Origin of the sequence: Massilia sp. YIM B02769 (assembly GCF_030411995.1) — a bacterium.
GTDB lineage: Bacteria > Pseudomonadota > Gammaproteobacteria > Burkholderiales > Burkholderiaceae_D > Telluria.
Map to the genome: position 1 here is coordinate 83,678 of NZ_JASNRC010000017.1, position 24,562 is coordinate 108,239.

Here is a 24,562-nt window from a genome sequence, read left to right on the forward strand (position 1 = left end):
GGATTGCGACGAGCCGCACAAAAGGCGGGATGACCTGCATAAAACAGCCTTCAACGTGCAGCTACTCGGCCGTATCTGCATGCTTTTCTCCTTCCCTCCGCTAGACCTGCGCGATAAGCGGCCACGGCGGCGCCGCGCGGAAGGAATGTCGATGCAGGGAATGATTGCCACGGTATTGGGCGGGCTGGCCTCCAGCCACCGGGCGCGGCGGCGCGCGCGCAACCTGCGGGCGGGCGGCCGCACTGTGCAGGGCCGCGCGGCTGCCGTCGAGGCGAGCGGACAGGCGCGTCCGCATGCCGGTCCCGGACTCTGGCTCGGCGTCGGCGCGCTGGCGCTGGCTATCGGCGGCGGCATCCTGATTGCCCACCACGCGCGCACACTGGCCGCGGCCGCCGACGGAAATGGCGCAAGTTCGGGCCTGGTGCGCGAGCTCGACGCCTTCCAGCCGGCGCTGCCCGGCCTGGCCTTCAGCGTGCCGGCCGGGGCCGGCGTCAGCCTGAATCCGCATGGCGACGGCGCGCTGCTGGTGGTCTCAGGCATGCGCGCCGAGCGCCCCGTGGTGATCGATTTGTGCGAGCAGATGCTGGACAGGACCAGCGGCCGCATCTCGCCGGTGCGCATCGGCTACCCGTTTGCCGACGTCGCGCGCTGGGCCGCCCGCAACGAGAGCGCCGCCAGCCCGGTCACCCTCCGCAACGTCGTGCTCGCGGGGCAGGCCATGCCCCAGCTCGACATCGCAGGCAGCGCCAGGGGCGGCGCGCCGTTGCGGGTGAGCTGGAGCGGCACGCCGGCCGCGCGCTGGATCGGCGACGCCAGCAGCGGTGCGATCGCGAAAGGCGGCGATGCGCTGCTGGGCCGCCAGGGCTGGCTGGTCTGGGGCGACACCGGTGCGCTGCGCGTGATGCGGCGCGCCAGCGCGGCCTGTCCGGCGGCCGGGGAGCTGGTGCTGCAGCGCTGGCAGCCGGCGGCGGGTGCTGTCCCGCAGGCCGAGGTAGCGGCTTTCCCGGTGCATGGCGCGATGCGCACGGCCACCCTGGCGCCGGGCGAATACCGTGTACCGCTTGCGGCCACGCCGCGGCTGGAAGACGGCGCGCTGTTCGACAGCCTGTATGCACATGGTTTCATCCGCTTGTCGCCGTCCGGCCTGGTCGAGGCGGCGCCGCGCGACCTGGCACGCTGGCGCGCCGCCGATCCGGGACAGCGCAGCGCCGACCTGCGTAGCTGGGACGGCGTCCAGCTCGATGCGGCCGGGCTGAAACTGCTCGAACGTTTGCACTACCGCGCGGATGGCGCCTATGTGCTGGAACAGATCCGCGTCTTCAACAGCGAGCGCCGCCTGCTGGCCTGGCGTCTGCGCCCGAACGCACTGGGAGGCGCCTGGCGGGCCAGCGCCGGGCCGGTGGCAGTGAGTGCCACTAGCGCGATGCCGCTGGTCGCCGCGCGTCTGTTCGACCGCCTGCCGCAGGGCTGGGCGCCGTGGAGCCGGATCGCCGACTGGCCCGCGAATGCGAACACCGCCCGCCTGGCGCTGGCGCTGCCGCGTCCGGCCCAAGGCGGCGAGCGGGTCGACGTGATGCTGGCCGGGCGCGTGGGGCGCATCGAAGGCGCGCAACCCATCGATACGCATGCTGTTTGCGGCGGACGTGCCTGTACCCGGCCCGATGACGTGCGCGAGTTGACGCTGACCCTGTTACCCGGCGCGCGCCAGGTGGTGCTGGAAGCGGCGCCGCTCGACATGGCGACGCTCGGGAGCGGCGGCGATGCCGCCTACCGCCACCTGGTGCTGAACGGACGCGCATTGCGCTGGCAGGCGCTGCCCGACGCCGGACGCGTGGGTGCGCCGGCCGCCGCGCCGGTCATGCTGGCCGACCGCCAGGGCGAGCCGCTGTGGCAGGGCGGACGGCCGCTCGACGCGGCAAACGCTGCGGGGCTCGCGACACTGCTCGGCGTGCGCGAGGGCCATGCGAACAGCATCGCCGGCATGCTGGGCCGCTTGCCGGCGCCGAACGGCCGCCCGCACCAGGCCACACTCACCCTCGACCTGGCGCTGCAGTCCGCGGCCCAGGGCGCGCTCGACTGCATCGGCCTGCGCCGCGGACAGTGGGACGGCGCGCGTTGCAGCGGCGGCGTGGCGCCGCCAGGCGGGCGCCAGGCCGGGCTGGTGCTGCTCGACACCGGCAGTGGCGATATCCTGGCCGCCGCCAGTGCGCGCGCGGACGCCGCAGTCGTCGACGCCCCGTGGAACGAACTGCGCGACTTCGACCGTGTCGACCCGGCGCGCAGCCCGCTGCGCCAGGCGGCCCTGCAGCACGATGGCGGCGCCGAGCGCAGCCCGGGCTCGACCTATAAAATCGTCAGCGCGCTCGGCCTGGAGCTGGCGGCGCAATCGAATCCGCGCCTGGACGCACTGCTCGACGGGATGCCGCTGTCCGCCATCAACGCCACGGCGGCAAGCGGCGGCTATGCCTTCCGTACCGATGCCGCGACGTATCCGGTGCAGACGGGTGGCGCTTATATCACCAACTTCCGCGACCAGCACCTCGACCGCCGCGCCCAGGACGGCAAGCTGGGCCTGTCACAGGCGCTGACCTACAGCCTGAACACCTGGTTCGCCTGGACCGCCGAGCTGGGCGACCGCAGCCTGCTCGGCAAGCCGCAGGGCGGGGCGCCCAGCCTGCGCGCGCTGGATGCCGGTGCGCTCGACGCGGTGCGACCGAGCGTCGCCATGGCGCGCCGGCTCGGCTTCGAGCGGCCGCTGCACCTCGATGGCGGCCTGCTGCCGGCCGATTACGGCTGGCGCAACTGGGACGCGCTGCAAGCCAGCATCGCCGCCAGCGACCCGGTCGGCTCGCGCCACGAACTGCGCCAGATGGCCATCGGTTTGCGCATGCAGGCCACGCCGCTGCACATGGCACTGGCTGCTGGCGCGGTCGGCGAAGGACGCGCCATCACCCCGCGCCTGTTGCTGGCGCTGGACGGGAAGAAGGCGCAGCAACAGGCCGGCGACAAGCTCGGCGTACGCCTGGACCGCATCCGCGCCGGCCTGCGCGGCGTGGTGGCCCACGGCACGGCGGCGGGCGCTTTCCGCGGCGCCGAATTCGACGGCCTGCGCCCCGGCCTGTACGGCAAGACCGGCACGGCGCCGGTTGGCGACGGCGACCAGGCCACGGTCTGGTTCACCGGCTGGCTGGAGCCGGGCAGCATTCCCGGGCAAGACCGGCGCCTGGCGTTTGCCGTGTTCGTCAGCCGCTCCGGGGAGACGGGCGGGGCGCATGCGGCGCCGGTCGTGGCCGGGCTATTGCGTTCAATGCTGGCGCAAAAGGCTGAACAGAAGGGCAATTGAGCTTCTCCAGCGCGCCTGAATTTCGTGTTTGTGTGGCATGATTTATAAAGTTCGTTATCTGGGGGACACACATAGCGTGTGAAAAAGCCTTCAGGGCAAGGCGCGGCGTCGAAGACAGTACGCTAGTACGGCGAGACGACGCAACGCAGCCATGAAGGAGTTTTTCGCATGCGTACACAAGAGGAAGGTATGCGTTTGCCGGGAACCCGATACCAGGAACCGGGTTGGGAGCAGGTCAGAAAACTGCTGGGCGCTTGTTCGCTCGACGCCTTTGCGCGCGTCGATCCGAGCGAGTTGCTGGCGCCCGCGCCGAGCGACGGAGCGCTGGCACTGTACGTCGACCTGCTCGCAGAAGCGCTGCACGCGGCCGGCCGCACGGCGCGCGCCCAGGCAAGCGGCAACAGCTACGGCGAGACCGTCGGCGAGCTGGCCCTGTCGCTGGCCTACGAACTGGCCGCGCGCCCTGGCGACTGGGATGCCTTCCGCACGGCCCTGGGCGCCGAGCATGCACGCGCACCGGCGTTCTGGCGCCAGCCCGGCGGCGAAGCGCTGCTGCGCAAGAAGGTCAACGACATGTTCGCCGTCCTGCGCGACAAGGTCGACGCCGACAATTACCAGATCGCTTGCGGCCGCCCCTGCAGCCCGAACCGCATTTACGCCTACCGCATGCTCGACACGGCCTATGGCGAGATAGCGCGCCTGTTCGCCGGCTGGCGCGAGCACACGGCGCAGGTAGGCGCGATCCTCGGGCGTCCGGTCGCGTTTTCGGTGCCGATCGAGGTACGCCAGCTGCAGACGGTCGGCGGCTGCCGCCCCGAGTGGATCATGCGCTGGAGCGAAACCCTGGAACGCTTCACCGGCTCGCCCGGACCGCTGCACACGAAATCGAAGCGTTTCGAGGCCCTCAAGAACAGCCCGGCGAAGATCGCCGAGATGCTGTCCGAGATCGGCGAATACGAAGCCATCTCCAGCAACCGCGACCAGGACTGGCTGCACGACCAGGACACGGCCGGCGCCTGGATCGAGGATTACTGGCGCGTGCTGGACGCGTCGCAGGAAGCCACGACACCGGGGCCGGACCTGATCCTGGAAGCGCGCGAGGATGAGCTGGATGCGCCCGCGCCCGCGTCTGCTCCCTACGTGCCGCCGCAAGCATCCGCGCCCGACGACGACCCGGCGGAAAGCGGGCGGGCGGAGTCTGTTTCACTTCCCCCCGGCTTTCTGTCTGCGGCACGCGCGGCCGAAGATCCGGGCAGCTGGACCGGCCGTCTGCTGGCGCAGGATTCGCTGCCGGTGCGCCTGGCCGTGTACCTGAAGCTGCTGGGCGGCGAGGACGACACCTACCCCGACGCCTGGCGCGACCCCGCCACCGGCGCGCTGCCGACCATGCAGCAACTGGCGGCGCTGGACGGCGTTTCGCTGCCGACGCTGCGCAAGCGGCGCGACGCGGCCATTGCCAGGCTGGAAGCGGCACCACGAACGGGAGGATGAGAATGACGACGAGCGAAATCGACCGCAAGCTGCAGGAACGCCTGTTGTTGACGCGGCGTGTACAGGGCGACCGCCTGATGCTGGCCGATGCCGTGCTGCTGGCGGCGCTGGATGGCAGCCGCCCGTTGACGCAGGGCGAACGCGCGGCACTGGAAGGCTCGCCGCTGACGGTGCGGCGCCTGCGCACGCTGGCACTGGCGCGCAAGGGTGCGCAGGCCGCGAACGACGACGATTGGCGGGGCAGCCACGGCATGCTGCGCGCGGCCGACAGCGGCGCGGCGCTGGGCCAGCTGGCCACCGACGATGGCTACTGGCGCCTGCATTTCGTGGCGGGACGGGTGATCCTGCAGCTCTCGCCCGAGGCCCCGTTTGCCGCGCGCCTGTTGCGCGAGGCGGCGCTGCTGCGCGTGCTCGACGGCGCCGGCGCCGAAGTGCTGCAGGGCCGCCTCGACCCGGATGGCGAATGCGAATGCGCCTGGCCGTTTGCGGACGCGCCCGGCGAACACTTCCAGCAGCATGGCGCCGCCTTCAGCGTGCTGCCGGCCCCGCTGGCATGATGTTCGACCTGTTCAAGCGCATGGCGCGCGCGCCGGCCTTCGATGCCGCGGGACTGGGCGTCGAGGCGATCGCGCGGCCGATCGCCTCGGGCTGCGCCTTGCCGGCGTCGAGCGTCGGCGTGGCCGTCGACCGCGCCGGCCACACGCGCCGCATCAGCGCCGGCGGGCGCATCAACCTGCTCGAAGGCGAAAGCGGCTGGTGCTTCCATCCGGGGCCTTACGGCTGCGACCTGCTGCCCTTCGCCGCCGCGCCGGAAATCGGGCTGCGCCTGCATTTCGCCATCGACAGCCCCGACCCGCGCGTGAGCCAGCAGCGCTTCGATTTGTTCCTGGCCAGCGAAGGCGCCGGCGAACTGCTGCTTGCCGATTTCTCGGCGCGCGTCGAGGACGCCCTGCAACGCGAACTCGCGCAAGGCAACCTTGACCTGCCACCCTGCACCACGCTCGACGAGTGGAATGCCTTCCGCGCCGGCCTGAACCAGCTGCTGTACACGCGCTTCGGCGTCACGGTCGACGATTGCGTGCCGGTCGACCTGCGCGCCAGCCGCGACTTCGCGCAAGAACTGCGGACGCGCGCCATCCATGGCGCGGACGAACCTTTCCTCGGCACGGCGCCGGCAACGCCGCCCGTCCTTCAGCCCAGCGGGCAGAAACAGCCGTTCGATCCGGCGGTGGCAGACGCGCGCGCGCTGCGCCGCCTCTTCCTCGAACTGCCTTGCCTGATGTGCCGCGTGCGCCAGGCGGCGCTGCCGAGCGGCCAGGCCCTGTTCCGCCAGCAGCAGTCGCTGTTGCAGCGGTTCGACCTGGTGTGCCTGGCGGCGAGCACGATGCCGTCGCTGGCGCTGGCCGCACCGGGCCAGCCGCTGGCCATGGACCAGCAGTTGCGCCGCGCCCGCAACAGCGTGGAGGCGGCCGCTGCGCTCGACGAAGCCTGGGCCTTGCTGGCGCGCTTTGAACTGGCCGAGGACCAGGGACTCGAAGCCCTGTTCGATGAAGCCGACCGCATCGTCGCCAATCTCGAACAGGCAAGCCATGAGCGCAAGCTGGTGGCGCCGCAGGAGGCCGCATGAGCGAACACCAGAATGAACCGATGGGCGAAGCGGTGTGCCGCAGCCTGCTGGCCGACGGCGGCATCGTCACCATCACGGCCACGCGGCGGCCGCGTGGCGGGCGCGCCGACATCAAGTGCAGCGCGCCGGGTGCGCCGGCAATTGCCGCGCGCATGCAGGAAGTGGCGCGCCTGGCGCGGCACACCGAGGCGCGCCACGACAGCCGCGACCAGGTCGTGATCAGCGTGGACCGCGCACCCGGCGCCCAGGAACGCGACTGGGAGCTGGCGGTGGTGCTGGCTGACCGCGCCGTGCGCGGCCTGCTTCCGCTGCGTCCGCACACGCTGGCGCTGGGCTGGTCGGCGCAATGGCAGCGCGGCCGCATCGACGGGCACGACACGAAGAACGCGCCGAACGGCGCGCTGCTCGGTGGCCCGCAAGGCCTGCGCCACCTTGGCGCCCTGACAGGGCAGCCCGACGTGGCCGATGCGGTCTCAAACGCGCGCGCCTGGTTCCCGCTGCACAGCGGCGGCATCAACGACAGCCTGTGCTGGGTCGAGGTCAGCGTGTATCCGCTCGACGCGGGCACGGCGGACGACGAAGCCATTGCCGTGCCCGGCCTTGACAGCGCGCGCCAGCACGCGGTGCGCCAGGCCCTGGCTGGGGCGCGCCACTTCGACGGCGAGTCGGCCCCGCGCTGGCGCACCACGGTGCGTTTCGGCCAGGATGGCTTGCACGGTAATTCGTATGAGCTGGCGCTGGTGCTGGCCGACCGCCTGGCGCGCGGGCGCGAATTCGTGCCGCGCGGGCGCATCATCGCCAGCGGCTGCTCAAGCGCCTGGCACGCCGGCCAGGTGGACAGCGTGGAAGGGCTGGCGCCGAAATGCGCGCTGATCGAGCGCGAGGCGGCAGCTGGCGACCGCGTCCTGCTGCCGCGTGCCTGGGAGGCGGGGCTGCCGGCCGGCCTGCGCGACGCTCTGCGGGCCAGGGGCGCGAGCCTGGCCTGCGTCGAGCGGATCGGCATTATCTGAGGGAGAAGCACGCAATACCCCGTGTGCGCAGGGTATTGCCGGGCTCCCGGCTGCTAGAATCGCCGGGCTTGGGGTTAGACAAAAGGATGGAGTCGGATCATGTTCCAGATGTTCGGTTTTGGCGGCACGCGGTGCCCGCGCTGTGAGCACAAGAATGCGGGCGGCGCGGGCTATTGCGCGGCCTGCGGCATCACGCTGGGCGCGCCGCGCAACAAGCCGGTGCTGGTCGAGAACCGCTGGGTCGCCGGTCCCGACGAACTGGCGGTGTTCTTCGGTGTGAACGCGCTTTCCGGCCTGTTCGTGAAGACCCTGCGCGTGCCGGCCACGGCGCGCGCCTACATCCTGCAGGGCGAACAGTCCACGGAAGTGCCGCATGGCGAATACGAGATCGAAGGCTTCTTCACGCGCCTGAACCACCTGCTGCGTGACAGCCACGCCGAGATCCTGATCACGCGCACCAATGCGCTGCCGGTCGAATTCGCGTTCGACGACCTGGAAACCGTCGAGCATTTGACAGTGGCGGCGCGCTTCACCGTCAGCCTGCGCGTGGAAAACGTGCCGGCCTTTGCGCGCCACTTCATGACCATGCCGGGCGTGATCAAGAGCGCCCAGCTGCGCGAACTGCTGGCCCCGGCCGTGCGCCAGCTGGCGGCGGAATTCGTCGGCGCCCAGTCGCTGCGCGAGATGGCCGACAACCGCGACCTGCGCCCGCAATTCGACGAGCGCCTGCAGGGCGCGCTGCGCCTGCTGCTGGCGTCCTACGGCCTGGGCGTGGCCGGCGTCGAGACCCTGGCGCTACGCCACGACAAATTCGATGCCAACCGCGCGCGCATCGGCACGCTGTGGCTGGCCGCCGACGAGCGCCGCGTGCAGATGGAGCATGCGCGCCAGCTCGACGAACTCTACGACGAACAGGAATGGAAGCGCCTGCGCCACGAAGAGCATGAAGCGCGCCTGCGCCTGCGCCGCCTGGAACTGCGCCAGACCGAGTCGCTCGACCGCGCCGAAGGCACGCTGGCCAACGCCGAGCGCGCGCAAGCGCTGCGCGCCCGCGAGATCGATTTGTATGCGCGCGTGGCCGAATCGAAGTCGCGCCGCGAAGCCATTGCCCGCGGCGCCGGCGAAGTGCTGGCCGAGGTGGAGCACGATTTCGCCAAGCGGCGCGGCGAGCGCGCCGTTGAAGCCGCCGAATGGCGCGAGCTGCAGGCCCTGGCCGCGATCCGCATGCGCGGCGCGCTCGAGGTGGCGAAGCAGGAAGCGCTGCAATCGCGCCAGCTGGCGCAGCAGCGTTTTTCGCAAACCCTGCTGCTCCAGCAGATCCGTAACAAGGTCGAGCAGGCCAGGGAGATCGAGGACGCCTCACGCCAGCGCGACGAGCTGGCGCGCCTGCGTGTGGCAGAAGATCTCGCCGCGCAGCGCGCCCGCGCCATCGACGAGGAAGAGCACGCGGCCCAGCTGGCGCTGGTGGTGCTGGCGAACGCCGCGCGCCGCCGCGCCGCCGAGCGCGAACAGGAGTGGGAAGAGCTGGCCGGCGGGCAGCGCCTGCGCGAACTGCAGCGCGCGGAAAGCCTGGAAGCCGAGCGCATGGCGCAAAAGATCGATGCCTTGAAACGCGAGGGCGGCCAGCAGGAGGCCATCGCCCAGCACGAAAAGCTGCTCCGCACCATCGAGGCCGAGCACCGCCAGGCCCAGCGGGCGAAAGAGGTCGAGCTGATGGCGCAGGAACGCGAGCATGCGCAGCGCCGCGCCGAGCAGGAAGCGGCCTGGCAGCAGGAATTGCGCCGCCTCGGCCACGAGCGCGCCGAACGCGCGGCACAGCTGGAACACGCGCTGGAACTGGCGCGCATCGAGATCGCGCGCAACGAATCGATCAGCCGCATGGACGACAGCGCCAAGCTGGCCGTGGCCGCCGCGCCGAACGCCGCCGTGCTGGCCGATTACATGAAGACCCGCGTGCACGCGACCATGGACGCGGCCCAGCTGGCGGCGCTGGCTGGCGTGGTGCAAGCCGGCGGCGCGCTGAGTGCGCTCGATGCGGCGAGCCTGGCCCAGGACGCCGTGCGCCAGGAACAGGCGCGCCGCGACACCGAGGTCGACAAGGACCGGCGGCATCAGGTCGACCTGCTGACCCTGCAGAACGACGTCAACAAGGCGGCCCTGCACGCGCAGGCCCAGGTGGCGGGCGCGGTGGCGGACACCCGGCGCTGCGCCAATGGCCACTCGGCGCGCGACGGCGACCGCTTTTGCGCGGCCTGCGGCGCGGGCTTGCAGGACTGAACACCGATGCAGACTGCCATCGACAAGATCCGCGAACTGCGCGCGCTGCACGATGACGGCTTGCTGAGCCGCCAGGAGTTCGACCAGCGCAAGAACGCGATCCTCGATGCGGCGCACGCGCTGCCGGAGGCGGCGCCCGCCGCCGAATCGCGCACGCCCGCGCCGCGCGGCACCGAGCTGGGATTGATGCAGGGGCAGCAGGTCGGCCCGGCCAACCGCCGCTACCGGCTCGAACGCCTGATCGCGCACGGCGGCATGGGCCAGGTGTGGCAGGCAACCGACCTGGCCACGCACGCGGAACTGGGCCACAGCGCCCAGGTCGCGCTGAAGATCCTGTCGCCGGAACTGACCGAAAGCGCGGGCCACGCCAAGCTGCTGGTGCAGGAAGCCACGCGCGCGCGCCGCCTGGCGCACGAGCACATCGTGCGCGTGTATGACTGGGCCCAGGACCCGGCCACGTCCAGTTATTTCGTGATCATGGAATGCCTGGAGGGCGAAGACCTCGACGCCTTGCTGGCGCGCGACGCGCCGCTGGCCCTGGACCGCGCGCTGGCGCTGCTGCGGCCGGTGGCGGACGCACTGGACTACGCGTGGGACCGGCACCGCCTGGTCCACCGCGACATCAAGCCGGCCAACGTGTTCGTCACGGCCAGGGGCGAGGTCAAGCTGCTCGACTTCGGCATCGCGGCGCGCGCGCGCCAGGGCGCGGTGTCGCCGCTGGAGGCGCCGGCCATTTCCGGGACGCCCGGCTACCGCGCGCCGGAAGCGGCCACGCCCGGCCTGACGCCGGCGCGCACGCTGGACGTGTACGCGGTCGCGGCGATGATCTACCAGATGGTTGGCGGTGCGCTGCCGGCCGCTGTGCCGGCGCAGCCCGAAACCTTGGACGAGGCCCGCTGGCAGGCACTGCGCGCCGGCCTGGCAAGCGATCCGGCCGACCGCCCCGAGAGCGTGTCGGTGCTGCTGACGCGCCTGGAGGCAGCCGGTGCGGTTGCGGAGGAGCCGGCCGCAGCCGAGGCGCCTGTCACCCCCGCCGAGGAACCGGCGGCGATGCCCGCGCCGGCTGAGGCGCTGCCCAGCCAGCCTGCCGAAGCGCCACGGCCGCCGCGCCCCCTGAGCGAACGCGCGCGCGCCGACGCCGCTGCGGCCGTCGCCGCCCAGGCCGCGGCCGAACGCGCGCGCCGCGAACAGCAGCGCCGCGAGCGCCAGGAAGCGGAAGAGGCCCGACGTACGCGGCGCGAAGCCCTGCGCGAACAGCTGCGCGTGCGCCAGGCCGAGGAAGTGGCCAAGGCGCGCCAGGCCCAGGACGACGCCCAGCGCAAGGTCTTGCAGGCCAAGGCAGCGGCGGCTTACCTGGCCGAACAGGAAAAGCTGCGCGCCAAGGCCGCCGAAGCCAGGGATGCCCCGGCAGCGGAGGCGGCGCAAGCGCCGCCCCAAGCGATCCTGATGCGCGACCGCTTCCTCGACGGCAGCGCGCAGGGACCGGAACTGGTGGTGCTGCGTGCGGGCCGCTTCCAGATGGGTTCACCCGAACACGAACGCAGGATCGCCATGGCCGCCGGCGCCCAGAAGAACTGGCTGGCGCGCGAGACGCCCCAGCACTGGGTCGGCATCGCGCGCCCGTTCGCACTGGGCCGCTATCCGGTGACGGTGGGCGAGTGGCGCGCCTTTGTCGAGGCCACCGATTGGCAGCCGGATGGCGACGTCAACTGGGCCGCGCCGGGCTTTCCGCAGAGCGAGATGCACCCGGTGGTGGGCGTGTCCTGGCTGGACGCCGGGCGCTATCTCGCCTGGCTGTCGGAACGCACCGGCCAGCGTTACCGCCTGCCGAGCGAAGCCGAGTGGGAATATGCCTGCCGCGCCGGCACCAGGACGGCTTTCAGCTTCGGCGACAGCATCAGCACCGAGCTGGCGAACTACGACGGCAACTTCACCTACAACGGCGGCGCGCGCGGCGCGTATCGGCGCGGCACGACGGCGGTGACGCATTTCGCGCCGAATCCCTGGGGCCTGCACGACATGCATGGCAACGTCTGGGAATGGGTGCAGGACGTGATGCACGACAGCTACGAGGGCGCGCCGCTGGACGGCAGCGCCTGGGAAGAGGGCGGCGACCGGGCACGGCGAATCCTGCGCGGCGGGTCCTGGCTGTACAACCCGCGCTACCTGCGCTCGGCGCTGCGCAACGGCTTCTCGGCGGTGATGGCGAACGATATCGTGGGGTTCAGGGTGGTGCGGGAATTGCCGGCGAACGAGGCCGAGACGAAGGTTTCCTGAGTACGATTGATCATGGGCTAGCGTGCGCCGGTGCTGCGCGGGCGGCGTAGGCTGAAGGCTCCAAGGGTCCTGTCATTCCTTTTGGAGGCTTGTCATGAAAATCCCGGAAGAGCTACGCATTCCCGCGATCGTGTTCGGGTTGCAGGCGGCATTGCTGGCCGGTTGTGCGCTGATCTTTTTGGTGTTGTTGCCGCAGGGGCATTGAGCCTGCCGGTAACGTTGATCGTACGGTGGGCACCCCGTGCCCACGCGGATGCGTGCGTCTTGTTGGCTGGTTTCTGTGCTGCGCTACTGGGTGGTTGACAGCGCTTCCAAATGATCATTTGCGATCGTCAACAATAGGCGTTTGCTTCGTTTGAAGTAGCGCTAACATGGCGCGAACATTCGCGTGGGCACGGGGTGCCCACCGTACGGTCCGGGTCTACGACTCGCGGTGAACGGCGCTCTGTGCCGATGTCGAGCGCCCGTTCCGCATTTCCGGATACGCACTCGCCGCAAACGCCGCATCGCGCGGCCAGCCGGCCAGCCGGTGAAATGCCACTGTAGGCGTCAGCGGCGTCTGTTCGCCACTGGCCGCGTCTATATGCCAGAACCCGCCATCCCGATGACACAGCAGCGGCAGCCCGGCCACACCCGCACGCGCCGCCCCAGCCGGCGCGCGCTCCGGATCGAGCAGGTAAAACGCCTCGTGCGCCAGGCCCGCGTCGACCCGGTGCAGCACGATCGCATGCGCCAGCACCGCCGTCACTTCCAGCACCACGATCCCGGGAATGCTGGCCGTCAGTTCGATGCGCATGCCCGGATGCAGCCGCAGCGCCTTGTGCTTGCCCGGCCAGGTGCCGTCGACCAGCACGCCATAGCGCGACACGTCCTCGATCTCGAAACCTTCGCGCCCGCGCCGGATCACGGCATGGCGCGCCGACAGGCGCCGCGTCAGGCCTTCGGCCACCGGCCCGGCATCGTCATGATGGGCCAGCAGCACGTCGCCCTCGCCATCGACCCGCCCCAGCACGCATTCGTCGAGCGCGAACAGGCGCAGGTAGCGCGGTCGGCCGGCACTGCCGCCGGCGAGTTCCAGGCAAGCCATGCTGGCCGGGCAGGGATGGCCGGCGGCCTGCGCCGGCAGGTCGATTTCGAGCAGGTCTTCGTCCCAGGCGATGCTGGAAAAGCCGAGGTCGATCTTGCCCTGGGGTGCGTTCAGGCCATCCAGGTCGAGGTGGGCGATGCCGGCATTGCTGGCCTTGACATCGATGTCGACGCGGCCGCCGCCGAGGCGCGCATTCACCCGAGCGATGGAGGCGTCGTCGGCATGCACGCGCACGTTCTTGTGCGTGGCGAGGAAAGTCTGGTGGATGTCGTGCAGGCTGGCGTCGGCGCGCGGCGCCAGGATCAGCAGGGTGGCAACCCAGGTGCGGGCCGCCAGTGCACGGCTGTGCAGTTCGAGCTCGACGCGGTACTGGCCATGCTCCAGCCCGCGCGAGGAAAATTCGAGGAAGACCGGCAGCCATTCGCCGCGCAGGGTGCGCGTAAAGCTGTGGCGCTCGCCGCCTTCGAGTCGCAGGCGCGAACTGGCCAGCAGGGTCACCTGCGGCGCGCAATCGGGCGGCATGCCGCGCAGTTCCAGTTTCAGCACTTGCCGGCCGCCGGCGGCGCGCGGGTCGAAACCGCTGACGTGCAGGTGCGGGCGCTGCGACGGCGCGGCAATCGGCATGGCGATCGGTGCGCTCGCCGGCATGGCGGGCACATGCGCGATCAGCGCATCGTCGGAAGATTGTGCGGCATCGGAGGAAGCGGGCTGGGCATGACCGTGCGCGCAGGCGGCATCCCCTGGCATCACCCAGACGGTGCAATGCGGATGCGCGGGATTGCTGCAACGGTTCATGGAATTAGCCTGACGAAAGAGGTCTCAGCTTACGCGTTCTGGCCCAACAGTGGCGCGCGCCAAGCGCGGCGATTATTGATTCTGCGCACTATTTCCTATTTTAAATCAATTGCTTGCCGGCAGCGCCGTTTCATCGCGTCGATGTGGGCGAAAGCGCAACACAATCGCCGTGAGATTGTCTGGCTGCAGCCCAACCGGGGGGCGCTCGGCCATTTCGTCGAACAGCGCGCCGAGTCCCGCCTGCGCATCGCGGCCGGACAGCAGGCGCGGCCAGCGCGCGATGAATTCGGCCGGATCGGCGCAGGACCAGAAGCCGTCCGAAGCCAGCAGGTAGCTGCAGTCCGCGCGCAGCGTCACGGCACGCCGGTCGGGCAGGGCGCGCAGCCAGGGCGGCAGCTTGTCGGGCGTGAGCGCAAACAGCCCGTCGTCCAGGCGCAGCGGATCGGCAAAGGTATTCCCCAGGATGAAAGCCTGGGCGATCTGCGGCGCGTGCTCGCCGTGCACCTGGCGCCGCCAGTCGGCCTCGTTCAGCAGGCCCTGCATCGCGTAGGCCGTGGCCGGCACGTGGTCGACCGTCAGCGGCGCGACGCTGCCGGCGCCGATTTCCAGCAGGCGCGAATCGCCCGCGTGCCACAGCAGCGGCGCGTCCAGCGCCGGGATCTCGAGCAGGGTCAGCGTGGTGCCGGGGCGCGGCCCGCGTTCGCCGAGGGCGTCGAAGCGGCGCTGCAGGTCGGCGTGCAGGGCGTCGAGATGGGCGGACAACAGATCGATATCGCTGCAGGCGGGAATCGCGAGCAGGCCTTCGGCGGCGGCTTCAGCCGCTTCGCGCCCGTGGCCATGGCCGCCCATGCCGTCGAGTACCGCCAGGCGCAGGTGGCCGGCGGGCCAGCCGGGCACGCGCTGGGCAACCGGCACGCCGCCGCGCAGCAGCCCGGCATTGCCATCGGCGTCGATGAGGACGCAGTTGTCCTGGTTTTCGGCGCGCGTCACCGGCCCGAGGCCGATGCTGCTGCGTGCGGCGACCTCGAAGCGCGGGCCGAAATGCAGTCCTTCGAACATGCGTGCTGCCTCTTGCGGTGGGAGAAAATTTTCAGGCCAGGCCAGCGCCCGTGGAGTTGTGCTCATGGTAAGCTATGTTGAACTTTTGGCAAAGGCGCGCACAGTTCACCGTGCGGCGCGTTGCACCACTTATCGTACCGCTTGCAGCACGCCCCATGCTCATCCGACCGCTCGTCGACACCGACCTTCCCGGCGCCGCCCGCCTGCTGCGCGCTGCCGCCAGCGAATTCATCGTCCACGAATCGACGCCGGAAGGCGCCTCGACCTTCCTGCGCGAGAACGACGAGGACGGCCTGCGCAATTACGTGCGCAGCGGCCATGTCTACCATGTGGCCGAGATCGACGGAACGCTGGCCGGCTTCATCGGCATCCGCGCCAACAACCACCTGTTCCACCTGTTCGTCGACAAGCGCTGGCATGGACAGGGCCTGGCGCGGCGCTTGTGGCAGGTGGCGCGGCGCGCGGCCATCGAGCGCGGCGGCGACGGCGCCTTCCTGGTGAATGCCTCGAACCATGCGGCGCCGGTGTACGAGGCCTTCGGCTTCGTGCGCATGGCGCCGACCCAGTGCCTGAAGGGGCTGTACTTCAACCCGATGCGCTATACGCCGGCATGAAACCGATCAGCGCCGGTGCTCGTCGGCGCGGCGCAGCCACAGGCTGCTGGCCCAGCCTTCCTCCCTCACGCCGCCGACGTCGGCCCGCACCCGCCACCAGTCGCCATCCTGCTCGCCGGTCGCGGTGACGATGGCGCCGGCCGGCAGCACGGTCACGCGCGGCGAACCGACACCGCCGGCCGCACGCAAATTCAGCGCATCGGCCACGCGGTAGCTGCGGCCGGGCAGCGGGGCATCCTGATGAAAGGCGAGGGCGGGCTGCGTCGGCAGGTCCGCCTGCGCCTGCGCCGGCAGAGGATCGGCAAACCACCAGAGGGCGCTGCCGATGGCGCCGGTGCCCAGCACCAGCACCGCCAGGGCCCGGGCATTCGCGCGCTTCCACCAGATGCGCGGCGTCATCCAAGCCGCGGCAACCAGCGTCAGGACCAGCGCCGCGCCGAAGCAGGCGAACGCGGTCAGTAGCGGCGACATCGCTCAGCCCTCGACGCGCAGCACGTAATGGCCGGCGACGATGTGGTGCCCGTTCGGCACCAGGTAAGGCGCGTCCGGCGAATTGTTCTCGATGGCGGCGACAAACCCAAGCCGCTCGTCGAGGTGGAACAGGGCCTGGGTCGGCGCCAGGCGCGCAACGCGGAAACCGTCCGGCCCGGCCTCGATGCTGGCGGCATGGCGCGACAGGCCGAGACGGTCGGCGCTGCCGGCATCGATGCCGTCCTGGCCGCGCAGGCAGCCGGCGGCGTCCAGCACGCGCAGCGCGGCCAGGGCCGGGGCGCCGCGCCCAAAGGCGATGCGCGCACCGCCCGGCACCGGCATCGACGGCGCCTGCGGCAGGCAGATCAGGGCGCTGTAGCGGTCGGCCATCTGCGGCGCCGGCGCCAGCACGCGCAGGTCGACCCCATCGATCGGCGCGAAGCGGTTCGGCACGGCGATGCGCTGGCGGCCATCGGAACCGATGGCGTACACCTCGTCGGCCTCGTCGACCGCGAAGCCGATCAGGTTCTCCTTGCCCGGCGCGCCCGCTGCCAGGCTGTGCTGGATGCCGAATTCGAGCAGGCCGGCGCCGGTGTCACGGTAGCGGCTCAGGCGAGGCAGGGCCAGCGCGGCCAGGGCGATGCGCTGGCGCGCCACCGGCGCATAGGTCGCTTCCTCGGCGGCCGGGCGGGCGCGGTGCAGGACCGGGGTGGCGGTCAGTTCGGCGTCGTCGAGGGTGCGGGCGCGGGTCTTCCAGACGGCCGGCGCACGGGAAGGAGTGGGCGGGGCGCTGAGCGGACGTGCCGGCGCGGGAGCGGACGTGCCGATCGCATGCGCACTGCGCGCGATTTTCAGGAGCAGGCGGCCGGCATTGCCCGGCGTCTCGCCATGGCGCGCGCGGATCGTGTAGTAGCCGGCGGCGGCGTCGAAGCCGCACTCGAAGGCTTCTTTTGGGCGCACGTGCACTTCCATCGGCGTGTCCGGCCCGTCGTTGATCAGGAGGATGGCGCCGTCGAGTGCGAACGGCCAGCCGGGCACGGCGTGGGTGGCGCTGGCGGCGTCGTGGCCGAGCACCGTCAGGCGCTGGCCCGGATACACCGGGCAGACGGTCTGCCAGATGGCGCTGTCGCGCGAGACGCTGACCGTATATTGCACCTGTTCGCCGGGCGCCGGCAGGTAGACGGCGTGGCCGAACTTGACCTCGACCTGGCCCGGCTCCAGCTGTTCCGAGCCGACCACGTGGTAGCGCACCTCGTCGGCGCCGAGCAGGTCGCCGAAGTCCTTCTGGTGCAGCGACTGCAGGGTGTGCGCCAGGTCGCGCACGCGCGCGCCGCGGGTCAGGTGGCGGTCGTCGTCGACCTCGTCCTGCGGCAGCACCAGCGTGACGTGCGAGAAGCAGCGGGTGGCGGCGCGGCCGCGCTGCTCGCGCGGCGAGCGCTCCAGCAGGTCGCGTAGCAGCGGGCGGCGCGCAAACAGCGCCAGGCCCGGCGCCTGCCACAGCGCTTCGGCATTGAACACATCGTTCACCTTGCCCAGGGATTCGTGTTGGACGTAGACCGGCATGATTAACTCTCCTTTGAAGATGGGGCTGCGGCGCCAAACGCTAGCAGGGGGAAGATGAAAAACAGGAGGTGCGAACCGCCCGCCGACAGGAAGCTCATCGGCTGCCCCATGATCGGGAAGAAGGACAAGTTCGTCCCCCACGACAGCAGGAAGTGGCCGAACACGAAGGCAGCGCCGCCGCACAGCACGAAGCAGCGAAAGCGCGCCTGCCAGGCGTGGCGGAAGTCGCGCGCACCCGCCGCGCCGGACCAGGCGCGCAGGGCAGCCCCCAGCAGGGCGCACAGGAACAGGGCTTGCAGGGTCCACAGGCCGAGCGCGGCGAGCAGGCCGTGGCGGTTCAGGAAGAACGAAGGCGCGAAGTCGTCCTGCACCGCCGGAATCGCGAGTGCGTCGGGCGCGCTGGCGCCGAGCGCGGCCAGGCCGAAGACGCCATCGGCGCCCATCCAGCCGCCCGCCAGGATGGCGCGCGCGCCCAGCAGCAGTTGCTGGCCGGTGTGCGGGTGGGCAGCCGGGTCGAGCCAGACCAGGAAGCGCTCGCCATAGAAATTCCAGTGCGCGATGTCGTCGGGGCTGGTGGCGCGCAGCAGGCCGACGGCGCCGATCACGCCGACGGCGAGCAGGCAGAGCGCCACGGTCGCGGCGCGCTGGCGCGCGGCCAGCGACCAGGCCAGCAGCATCGCCGCGCCCCAGACCAGCAGCAGGATCAGCGGCGAATAATCGTCGACCTGGACCAGGGCCACGGCCAGCAGCACGATAAACAGCAGCGCGGGCGAGGCCAGGCGCAGCCAGCGCAGCAGGCCGGCCTTGCGCGCGCTGCTCCCGGTATCGCCAGCACCCAGGCCGAGTGCGATGCAGTGCGCCGTCAGCACGGTCAGCGCGAGCTTGGCGAATTCCACCGGCTGCAGGTCGAAGACGCCGGTCTCGCTGCCCCAGCCGACCTGCACCAGCAGGGCGACCACGGCGCAGCAGGCCAGTGCCAGCAAGGTCCATTCGACCTGGGCCTGCGAGGCCGGGCGGCGCGCCTTGAGCAAGCCGGCGAGACCGGTCAGCCCCAGGCCCAGCGTGGTGGCGGCGGCGGTTTTCTGGAAGTGGCGCATCCACGAGGTGTCGGTGGCAGCCGTGCCCAGTTCCAGTTGCAGCAGCAGGCCGCCGGCCAGCAGCAGGACGCCGGTCGTCAAGACCGCGTTCGGACGGCGCAGCTGCAGTCCGTACCAGAGCGCGGCCCAGGCCAGCAGCAGGGTCGGCGCGGCGCCGGGCGCCTGGCCGGCGCGCACGGCCAGCAGCAGCGCGAAGCCGGCGATCGCCAGCGCGACGCCGGCGCCAAGGCGCAGGGCCAGCGCCGGCTGCTTGCGGAAGACCGTGCGCCATGCCAGCAAGCCGGCAAGCAGGCCGCTGGCCAAAGCGAAGGCGCCGGCCCAGGGCGTGCTGGCGGGCAGCAGCCAGGAATTGCGTGGCGCCCAGCGCCAGCTCACGCCCTCGGGCAGTTCGGCGCGGGTGTCGGGGAAGAGGGCGACGCGGCTGACGGGTTGCAGGCGCAAGGTGTCGCCATCGATCGCCGCCAGCAGGCGGGTGCGGCCGACGCCCAAGGCGCTGACGTCATCGAGCGGCAGTTCGCGCAGGGCCAGATCGGCGGGCAAGCCATCGACCTCGGCCAGCAGCGGTACGCGGCCGCTGCCGCTGGCCGCGAACACGGTCGGCACGCCGTCGACGAAGGCGATGCTGGCGCTGCCAGGCGCGGCGTCCGGGTTGCCGATCGTGGTGGCGCAGGACAGGTTGCCGCCGAAGCCCAGGGGCCGTTCGAAGCCGAGGAAGGCGGGCAGGATGCGGTTCCAGAATCCGAGCAGGCGCGCGCCGAGCGAGGACTGTGGGCAGGCGCTTTGCGCGCTGCCGTCCTGGCGCAGCAGGGCGCCGTCGTATTCCCAGGTATGCGCGCCGTCCTGCAGGCGCAGCAGGCCATCGTGCGCCGTCTCGACGGTGTACTGTGCGGCGCCGAGCTGGAAGCGCTGGCCGGCCTGCAGCGCGAGCGCGCCGCTGCGCGTCTTGGTGCCGTCGGCGCCGTGTTCGATGCGCAGGCCCTGCATGCCGCTGGCGCTGGCGACGAACCAGCGGCCGGCGCTGTCGCGGCGCAGGCGCAGGTGGCGCGGGTCGGCCTGGGGCGCGGCGAGTTCGGCGCGTCCGAGTTCGATGGTGTGGCCGGGGGCCAGTGTTATCGTGATGTCGCTGGGCGAAAAGGCGGACGGCATGCGCAGCACGGCCAGCGCCTGCAGCGCGCACAGCAAGGCGAGTGCGGCGGCGGCCAGCATGCCGAGGCCGAACCCAGGACGTGGTGCGCCCATCATGCGGCCCTCCGCACCGGGTGGATGCTGCCGGAGGCCGCCGCGATCATGCGGCTGATCTCGAGCGCATGGCGCGGCCGGTCCTGGCGCCGTGCGGCGAGCAGGGCGCGCAGCAGGGCCAGGGCGGCGGCCGGGTCTGCGTGATCGTTCGCGGCGCGGGCGCATTCCAGGAAGCGTTCGGCCTCGTCGTCGGCCAGCGGCGGCGGGGCGGCGCCGTTCCAGGCTGCCTGCAGTTGGACGGCGCCGTCGCGTCCGTGCGCGCGCCAGGCATCGGCGCAGGCGCCGCTGTAGCGCAGCGTGGCGCCGTCGGTGACGAGGTAAAAGAAGATCGCGCCGAGCGCGAAATAATCGGTGCGCGCATCGGTCAGGTGGCCGGCGCCTTCGCCAGGGAAGAACTGCTCCGGCGCCTGCCAGCTGGCGGTGCCGGCATAGGAATGGGCGGTGGTGTCGAGCAGGCTGCGGTTGGTGCCGAAGTCGGCCAGTTTGAGGGTGCCCGTGGCGGCATCGACCAGCAGGTTACCCGGCTTCAGGTCGAGGTAGCGCCAGCCGTACTGGTGGACCTTGGCCAGCGCACTGTTGATCTGCGCGAGCCAGGCCAGCGCCTGGGCCAGGCCGGTGCGGCGGGCGGCCGCGTTCTGCGCCGCCATGTGGGCGGCGAGGTCGCCGTCGAGCAGTTCGAGGGCGATGGCCGGCAGGCCGTCGTGCAGGCCATGGTCGAGCAGGCGCACGATGTGGCGCGCGTCCCAGGGCGCGAGGCTGGTGAGGAAGGCGATTTCGCGCGCGGCGCATTCGGCCCAGCGCGCCTGCACGGCGGGCTCGGCGCGCGTCATCTGTTCGCGGTTGACCAGCTTGATGGCGACGTCGCCGGCCGCACCGCCCTCGGCGCGCCAGACCACGCCGTAGGCCGAGCCGGCCAGCTGTTCGCGCAGCCGGTAGTGGCCGGCCGCGAGTGTCACGATGTCGCCGCTGTGGTACATGCATTCCTCCGCTCGTTTCTATCGGCGGCAGGCGCCGCCGCGGGGTATGAGCGGAGGGGAGGGGAAAGATTGCCGGCGTTAGGCACGACGGGCGAAAAAAAAGCCGCGTCATCGATGCGGCCTTCTTCACTTCAAGCCCGGATCAGCGGCGGTAGCCGTCGCGGTCCCAGCCGCGGCCACCGCGGTCATGGCCACGGTCCCAGTCGCGGCGGTCGTGGTCGCGGCCACGGTCCCAGCCGCGGTCATGGCCACGGCGCGGTTCCACGTACACCACTTCCGGCTGGCGGTAGTAGCGTGGCGCTTCGTAGTAGACCGGACGCGGCTGGGCATATACCGGGGCCGGCTGGTAATAGCCCACCGAGCCGTAGCCGCCACGGTAGCCGCGATCGCCGTAATAGCGGCGGTCGTCGTGGGTGTTGATCGAGTTGCCGACGGCCGCGCCGAGCACGCCGCCGACCAGGGCGCCGCCGCTGCCGCCAGCGCTACCGCCAATTGCCGCACCGAGCACCGCGCCGACCGCCGTATTGACGCCGCGGTCGCCAGCGAATGCCGAGGGCGAGACGGCGACAGCGGCCAGGATCACCGCACCAAAGCATTTTTTGTTCAACATGGCTTTTCCTTTTTACCGCAGCGCGGATCGGAGTGATCGCGGTTACGCCGGGTATGGACACACTATAGTCCCGACTGCCGGTGGCCTCATCTCCTAATACAGAATATTACAAGTGCCGAGACCTCCGTAACATTCTTTTGACAAGCCCCGCGAGCCGGCCTTGCAGACCGGGCAGCCCGCCCCATCTAACCCGCACGACCCATTTTTCCTTGCCTTTATGTCAGCCCGCCGCAACCTGTCCGTCGTCCTCTCCCTGCTCATCCTCCTGCATGTGTACATCGGTGCGCGCCTGATGCCCGACATGGGGCTCGGCTTCCTCGGCATTGCCGCCGGCATCGTGCTGCTGGTCCTGTCGACCGTGCTGGTGCCGGTCGGTTTGCTGTCCTCGTCGCTGCGGCGACGCCGCTGGTCAGAGCAATTGGCCTGGGTCGGCCTGCTGGCAATGGGACTGTTCTCGTCGCTGATCGTCATCACCTTCCTGCGCGACATCGTGCTGCTTGCCTTGTTGGCAGTCGGGCAGGGCAATGCCGGCTTTACCCACTGGAGCGCGGTCGGCGTGCCCTCCCTGGCGCTGGCGGTCACCCTCATCGGCTTCGTGAATGCGCGCCGCCTGGCGCGGGTAAAACGGGTCGACGTGCCGATCGCCAACCTGCCGGAAGAGCTGCACGGCTATTCGATCGCCCAGATTTCCGACATCCACGTCGGCCCGACCATCCGCCGGCCCTACCTGAACGCCATCGTCAACCGCGTGAACGCGCTGAAGGCCGACGCGATTGCCGTCACAGGCGACCTGGTCGACGGCAGCGTGCAGCGCCTGGCCCTGCATACCCAGCCGCTGGCGCGGCTGTCGGCGCCGGACGGTGCGTTTTTCGTGACCGGCAACCACGAATATTACTCGGGCGCCGAAGAGTGGATCGCCGAGGTGCGCAGGCTGGGATTGACGGTGCTGCTGAACCAGCACGTGGTGCGCCAGCGCGGCGCGGCGACCGTCCTGATCGCCGGCGTGCCCGACTTCACCGCCCACCATTTCGTGCCCAGCCACCGCAGCAGTCCGCGGGCCGCGGCGGCCGGCGCACCGGACGAAGTGGACGTGAAGATCCTGCTGGCGCACCAGCCGCGCACCGCGCCCGCCGCCGCCGACGCCGGCTTCGACCTGCAATTGTCGGGGCACACCCATGGCGGCCAGTTCTTCCCGTGGAACCTGTTCGTGCCGCTGCAGCAGCCTTTCGTGGCCGGCCTGCACCGCGTGCGCGATTTGTGGGTGTACACCAGCCGTGGCACCGGCTACTGGGGGCCGCCGAAACGCTTCGGTGCGCCGTCCGAGATCACCCTGGTGCGCCTGGTGCCGGCATAGGCGCCGTCCGGGAGCCGCGATAGCCTCCCGTCCTCTTGCTGCGCATTCGTAAAGACAGCGCAAACTTGTCATATGCGCTAACCTTCGATTTTGTAAAAAACTTGATCGAAGGAATTCCTGCATGAATCGCCGCACCCGCCTTCCCGCACTTGGCCTGATGGCCGCCGCCCTGTTCGCCACCTCGTTCGCCGGCTCGGCCCTGGCCGCCAGCCCGGGTAACGACCCTGCCGCCCTGGCCAGGATCCGCGATGCCGCGATGACGAGCGACTACGCCTGGGAGCGCACCGCCGACATGACCGACCTGATCGGCCCGCGCCTGTCGGGCTCGGCCGGCGCGGCGGCGGCCGTGACCCAGGTGGCGGACGCGATGCGCAAGCTGGGCGCGAAGGTCACGCTGCAGCCGGTCAAGGTGCCGCATTGGGTGCGTGGCGCGGAAACGGGCGAACTGGTCGAGTACACGGGCCGTCCGGCCGGCATCACCCAGCGCGTGGTGCTGACGGCGCTGGGCGGATCGAGCGCGACGCCGGCCGAGGGCTTGAAGGCCCAGGTGATCGTGGTGAACAGCTTCGACGAACTGAAGGCGCGTGCGAGCGAGGTGAAGGGCCGCATCGTGCTGTTCGACGTGCCGTTCGACCAGCACATGGCCGACCGCGGCCTGGCCGGCCCGGCCTACGGGCAGGGTTCGAACTACCGCACCAACGGCCCGCGCATCGCGGCCGAGATGGGCGCGGCGGCGGCGCTGGTGCGCTCGGTGGGCGGCGCCGACTACCGCCTGCCGCACACCGGCAACACCGGCATGCAGGATGGCGCGCGCATCCCGGCCGCGGCCGTGAGCGTGGAAGACGCGATGCTGATGAGCCGCCTGGCCAAGCGCGGCCCCTTGAGCATGCGCCTGGTGCTGACCCCGAAGATCCTGCCGGATGCCGACAGCTTCAATGTGATCGCCGACCTGCCGGGGACCGACAAGGCCGATGAGGTCGTGATCGTGTCCGGCCACCTCGATTCCTGGGACCTGGCGACCGGCGCCCACGACGATGCAGCCGGCGTGGCCAGCGCGATGGCGGTGTTCGACCTCCTGAAGAAACTCGACTACCGGCCGCGCCGCACGATCCGTTTGATTGCCTGGATGAACGAGGAGAACGGCACCCGCGGCGCCCGCGCCTACCTCGAGGCGCAGCAGGCGAACGCCGGCACCCACATCGGCGCCATCGAGAGCGACAACGGCGTCGGGCGGCCGTTCGGCATGCGCACCAGCGTGCCGGCGGCGTCGACCAGGTTGTTCGCCCCGCTGCAGGCGGCATTGCTGCCGATCGGCGCCGGCGTGTTCCAGCGCCAGGATGCGCTGTCGACCGGCGACTTGTCGGGCCTGGAGCGCGCGGGCGTGCCGAGCTTTGCGCCGCTGGTCGATACCTCGGCCTATTTCGACTACCACCACACGGCGGCCGATACCCTGGACAAGGTCGATCCGGACAACCTGCGCCGCAACGTGGCGGTGATGGCGGCCACGGCCTGGTTCCTGGCGAATGTCGAGGAACCGATCGGCCGCGCCAGCGTGCCGGCAAAGTAAGCGCGCTGCATGCCGTCGCCCGGATAGCGCCGGCTGCGGTGCACGCCAGATAGTCCGTACGCTGCCATTTCGACCATTCCGGTAGACTCCTTCGCACATTATCT

At 70.8% G+C, this 24,562-nt stretch carries 17 protein-coding genes; 10 read left to right on the forward strand and 7 right to left on the reverse strand.

Translation table 11 applies throughout. From position 1 onward, the window contains the following. The first annotated feature begins 151 nt into the window (after window positions 1–151). The 7 genes from QPK31_RS23510 (at window position 152) to QPK31_RS23540 (ending at window position 12,025) form a co-directional block, all read left to right on the forward strand. Window positions 152–3,343, forward strand: coding sequence for a penicillin-binding transpeptidase domain-containing protein (locus QPK31_RS23510; RefSeq protein WP_290425320.1), 3,192 nt, complete (start codon window positions 152–154; stop codon window positions 3,341–3,343). Window positions 3,344–3,511: 168 nt separating this feature from the next. Continuing rightward, the gene (locus tag QPK31_RS23515) at window positions 3,512–4,834 is read left to right on the forward strand and encodes a hypothetical protein (protein WP_290425321.1); all 1,323 of its coding nucleotides are present in this window, start codon (window positions 3,512–3,514) and stop codon (window positions 4,832–4,834) included. 2 nt (window positions 4,835–4,836) lie between these two features. Beyond that, window positions 4,837–5,391 (forward strand): hypothetical protein, encoded by a 555-nt coding sequence (locus QPK31_RS23520; protein ID WP_290425322.1) that lies wholly within the window; start codon window positions 4,837–4,839, stop codon window positions 5,389–5,391. Then, window positions 5,388–6,461, forward strand: coding sequence for a hypothetical protein (locus QPK31_RS23525; RefSeq protein WP_290425323.1), 1,074 nt, complete (start codon window positions 5,388–5,390; stop codon window positions 6,459–6,461). The genes QPK31_RS23520 and QPK31_RS23525 overlap by 4 nt, the downstream gene beginning before the upstream one ends. After that, window positions 6,458–7,471, forward strand: a complete 1,014-nt coding sequence (locus QPK31_RS23530) for a hypothetical protein (RefSeq protein ID WP_290425324.1) — start codon at window positions 6,458–6,460, stop codon at window positions 7,469–7,471. Before QPK31_RS23525 ends, QPK31_RS23530 begins: the two co-directional genes overlap by 4 nt. Before the next feature lie 99 nt (window positions 7,472–7,570). Then, window positions 7,571–9,748 carry a hypothetical protein gene (locus QPK31_RS23535; RefSeq protein ID WP_290425325.1) on the forward strand — a complete coding sequence of 726 codons (2,178 nt, stop codon included), beginning with the start codon at window positions 7,571–7,573 and terminating at the stop codon, window positions 9,746–9,748. 6 nt (window positions 9,749–9,754) lie between these two features. Then, complete coding sequence (locus tag QPK31_RS23540) at window positions 9,755–12,025, forward strand: SUMF1/EgtB/PvdO family nonheme iron enzyme (RefSeq protein WP_290425326.1); 2,271 nt, start codon at window positions 9,755–9,757, stop codon at window positions 12,023–12,025. A gap of 421 nt (window positions 12,026–12,446) precedes the next feature. On the opposite strand, the gene QPK31_RS23545 is transcribed toward QPK31_RS23540, so the two are convergent. Both QPK31_RS23545 and QPK31_RS23550 read right to left on the reverse strand, forming a co-directional pair. Next, window positions 12,447–13,907, reverse strand: coding sequence for an FHA domain-containing protein (locus QPK31_RS23545; RefSeq protein WP_290425327.1), 1,461 nt, complete (start codon window positions 13,905–13,907; stop codon window positions 12,447–12,449). Window positions 13,908–14,012: 105 nt separating this feature from the next. Further along, the gene (locus QPK31_RS23550) at window positions 14,013–14,966 is read right to left on the reverse strand and encodes a PP2C family serine/threonine-protein phosphatase (protein WP_290425328.1); all 954 of its coding nucleotides are present in this window, start codon (window positions 14,964–14,966) and stop codon (window positions 14,013–14,015) included. Window positions 14,967–15,121: 155 nt separating this feature from the next. Here QPK31_RS23550 and QPK31_RS23555 point away from each other — a divergent pair, with 155 nt between their 5' ends. After that, window positions 15,122–15,580: a GNAT family N-acetyltransferase gene (locus QPK31_RS23555; protein WP_290425329.1), complete on the forward strand. Its 459-nt coding sequence runs from the start codon at window positions 15,122–15,124 to the stop codon at window positions 15,578–15,580. A 6-nt stretch (window positions 15,581–15,586) separates the two neighbouring features. Here the strand turns inward: QPK31_RS23555 and QPK31_RS23560 are convergent, their stop codons facing one another. The 5 genes from QPK31_RS23560 to QPK31_RS23580 form a co-directional block, all read right to left on the reverse strand. Beyond that, complete coding sequence (locus QPK31_RS23560; RefSeq protein ID WP_290425330.1) at window positions 15,587–16,051, reverse strand: SH3 domain-containing protein; 465 nt, start codon at window positions 16,049–16,051, stop codon at window positions 15,587–15,589. Between the two features lie 3 nt (window positions 16,052–16,054). Next, window positions 16,055–17,614 (reverse strand): hypothetical protein, encoded by a 1,560-nt coding sequence (locus QPK31_RS23565; RefSeq protein ID WP_290425331.1) that lies wholly within the window; start codon window positions 17,612–17,614, stop codon window positions 16,055–16,057. 2 nt (window positions 17,615–17,616) lie between these two features. Further along, window positions 17,617–19,953, reverse strand: a complete 2,337-nt coding sequence (locus tag QPK31_RS23570) for an FtsW/RodA/SpoVE family cell cycle protein (protein WP_290425332.1) — start codon at window positions 19,951–19,953, stop codon at window positions 17,617–17,619. Then, window positions 19,950–20,927, reverse strand: a complete 978-nt coding sequence (locus QPK31_RS23575) for a serine/threonine protein kinase (RefSeq protein ID WP_290425333.1) — start codon at window positions 20,925–20,927, stop codon at window positions 19,950–19,952. Before QPK31_RS23575 ends, QPK31_RS23570 begins: the two co-directional genes overlap by 4 nt. A gap of 142 nt (window positions 20,928–21,069) precedes the next feature. Next, entirely contained in the window at window positions 21,070–21,537 is a 468-nt protein-coding gene (locus QPK31_RS23580) for a glycine zipper domain-containing protein (RefSeq protein ID WP_290425334.1), read from the reverse strand. 217 nt (window positions 21,538–21,754) lie between these two features. On the opposite strand from QPK31_RS23580, the gene QPK31_RS23585 reads away from it, so the two are divergent. Continuing rightward, the gene (locus tag QPK31_RS23585; protein WP_290425335.1) at window positions 21,755–22,891 is read left to right on the forward strand and encodes a metallophosphoesterase; all 1,137 of its coding nucleotides are present in this window, start codon (window positions 21,755–21,757) and stop codon (window positions 22,889–22,891) included. Between the two features lie 121 nt (window positions 22,892–23,012). Beyond that, window positions 23,013–24,458, forward strand: a complete 1,446-nt coding sequence (locus tag QPK31_RS23590; RefSeq protein WP_290425336.1) for a M20/M25/M40 family metallo-hydrolase — start codon at window positions 23,013–23,015, stop codon at window positions 24,456–24,458. Window positions 24,459–24,562 lie beyond the last annotated feature (104 nt).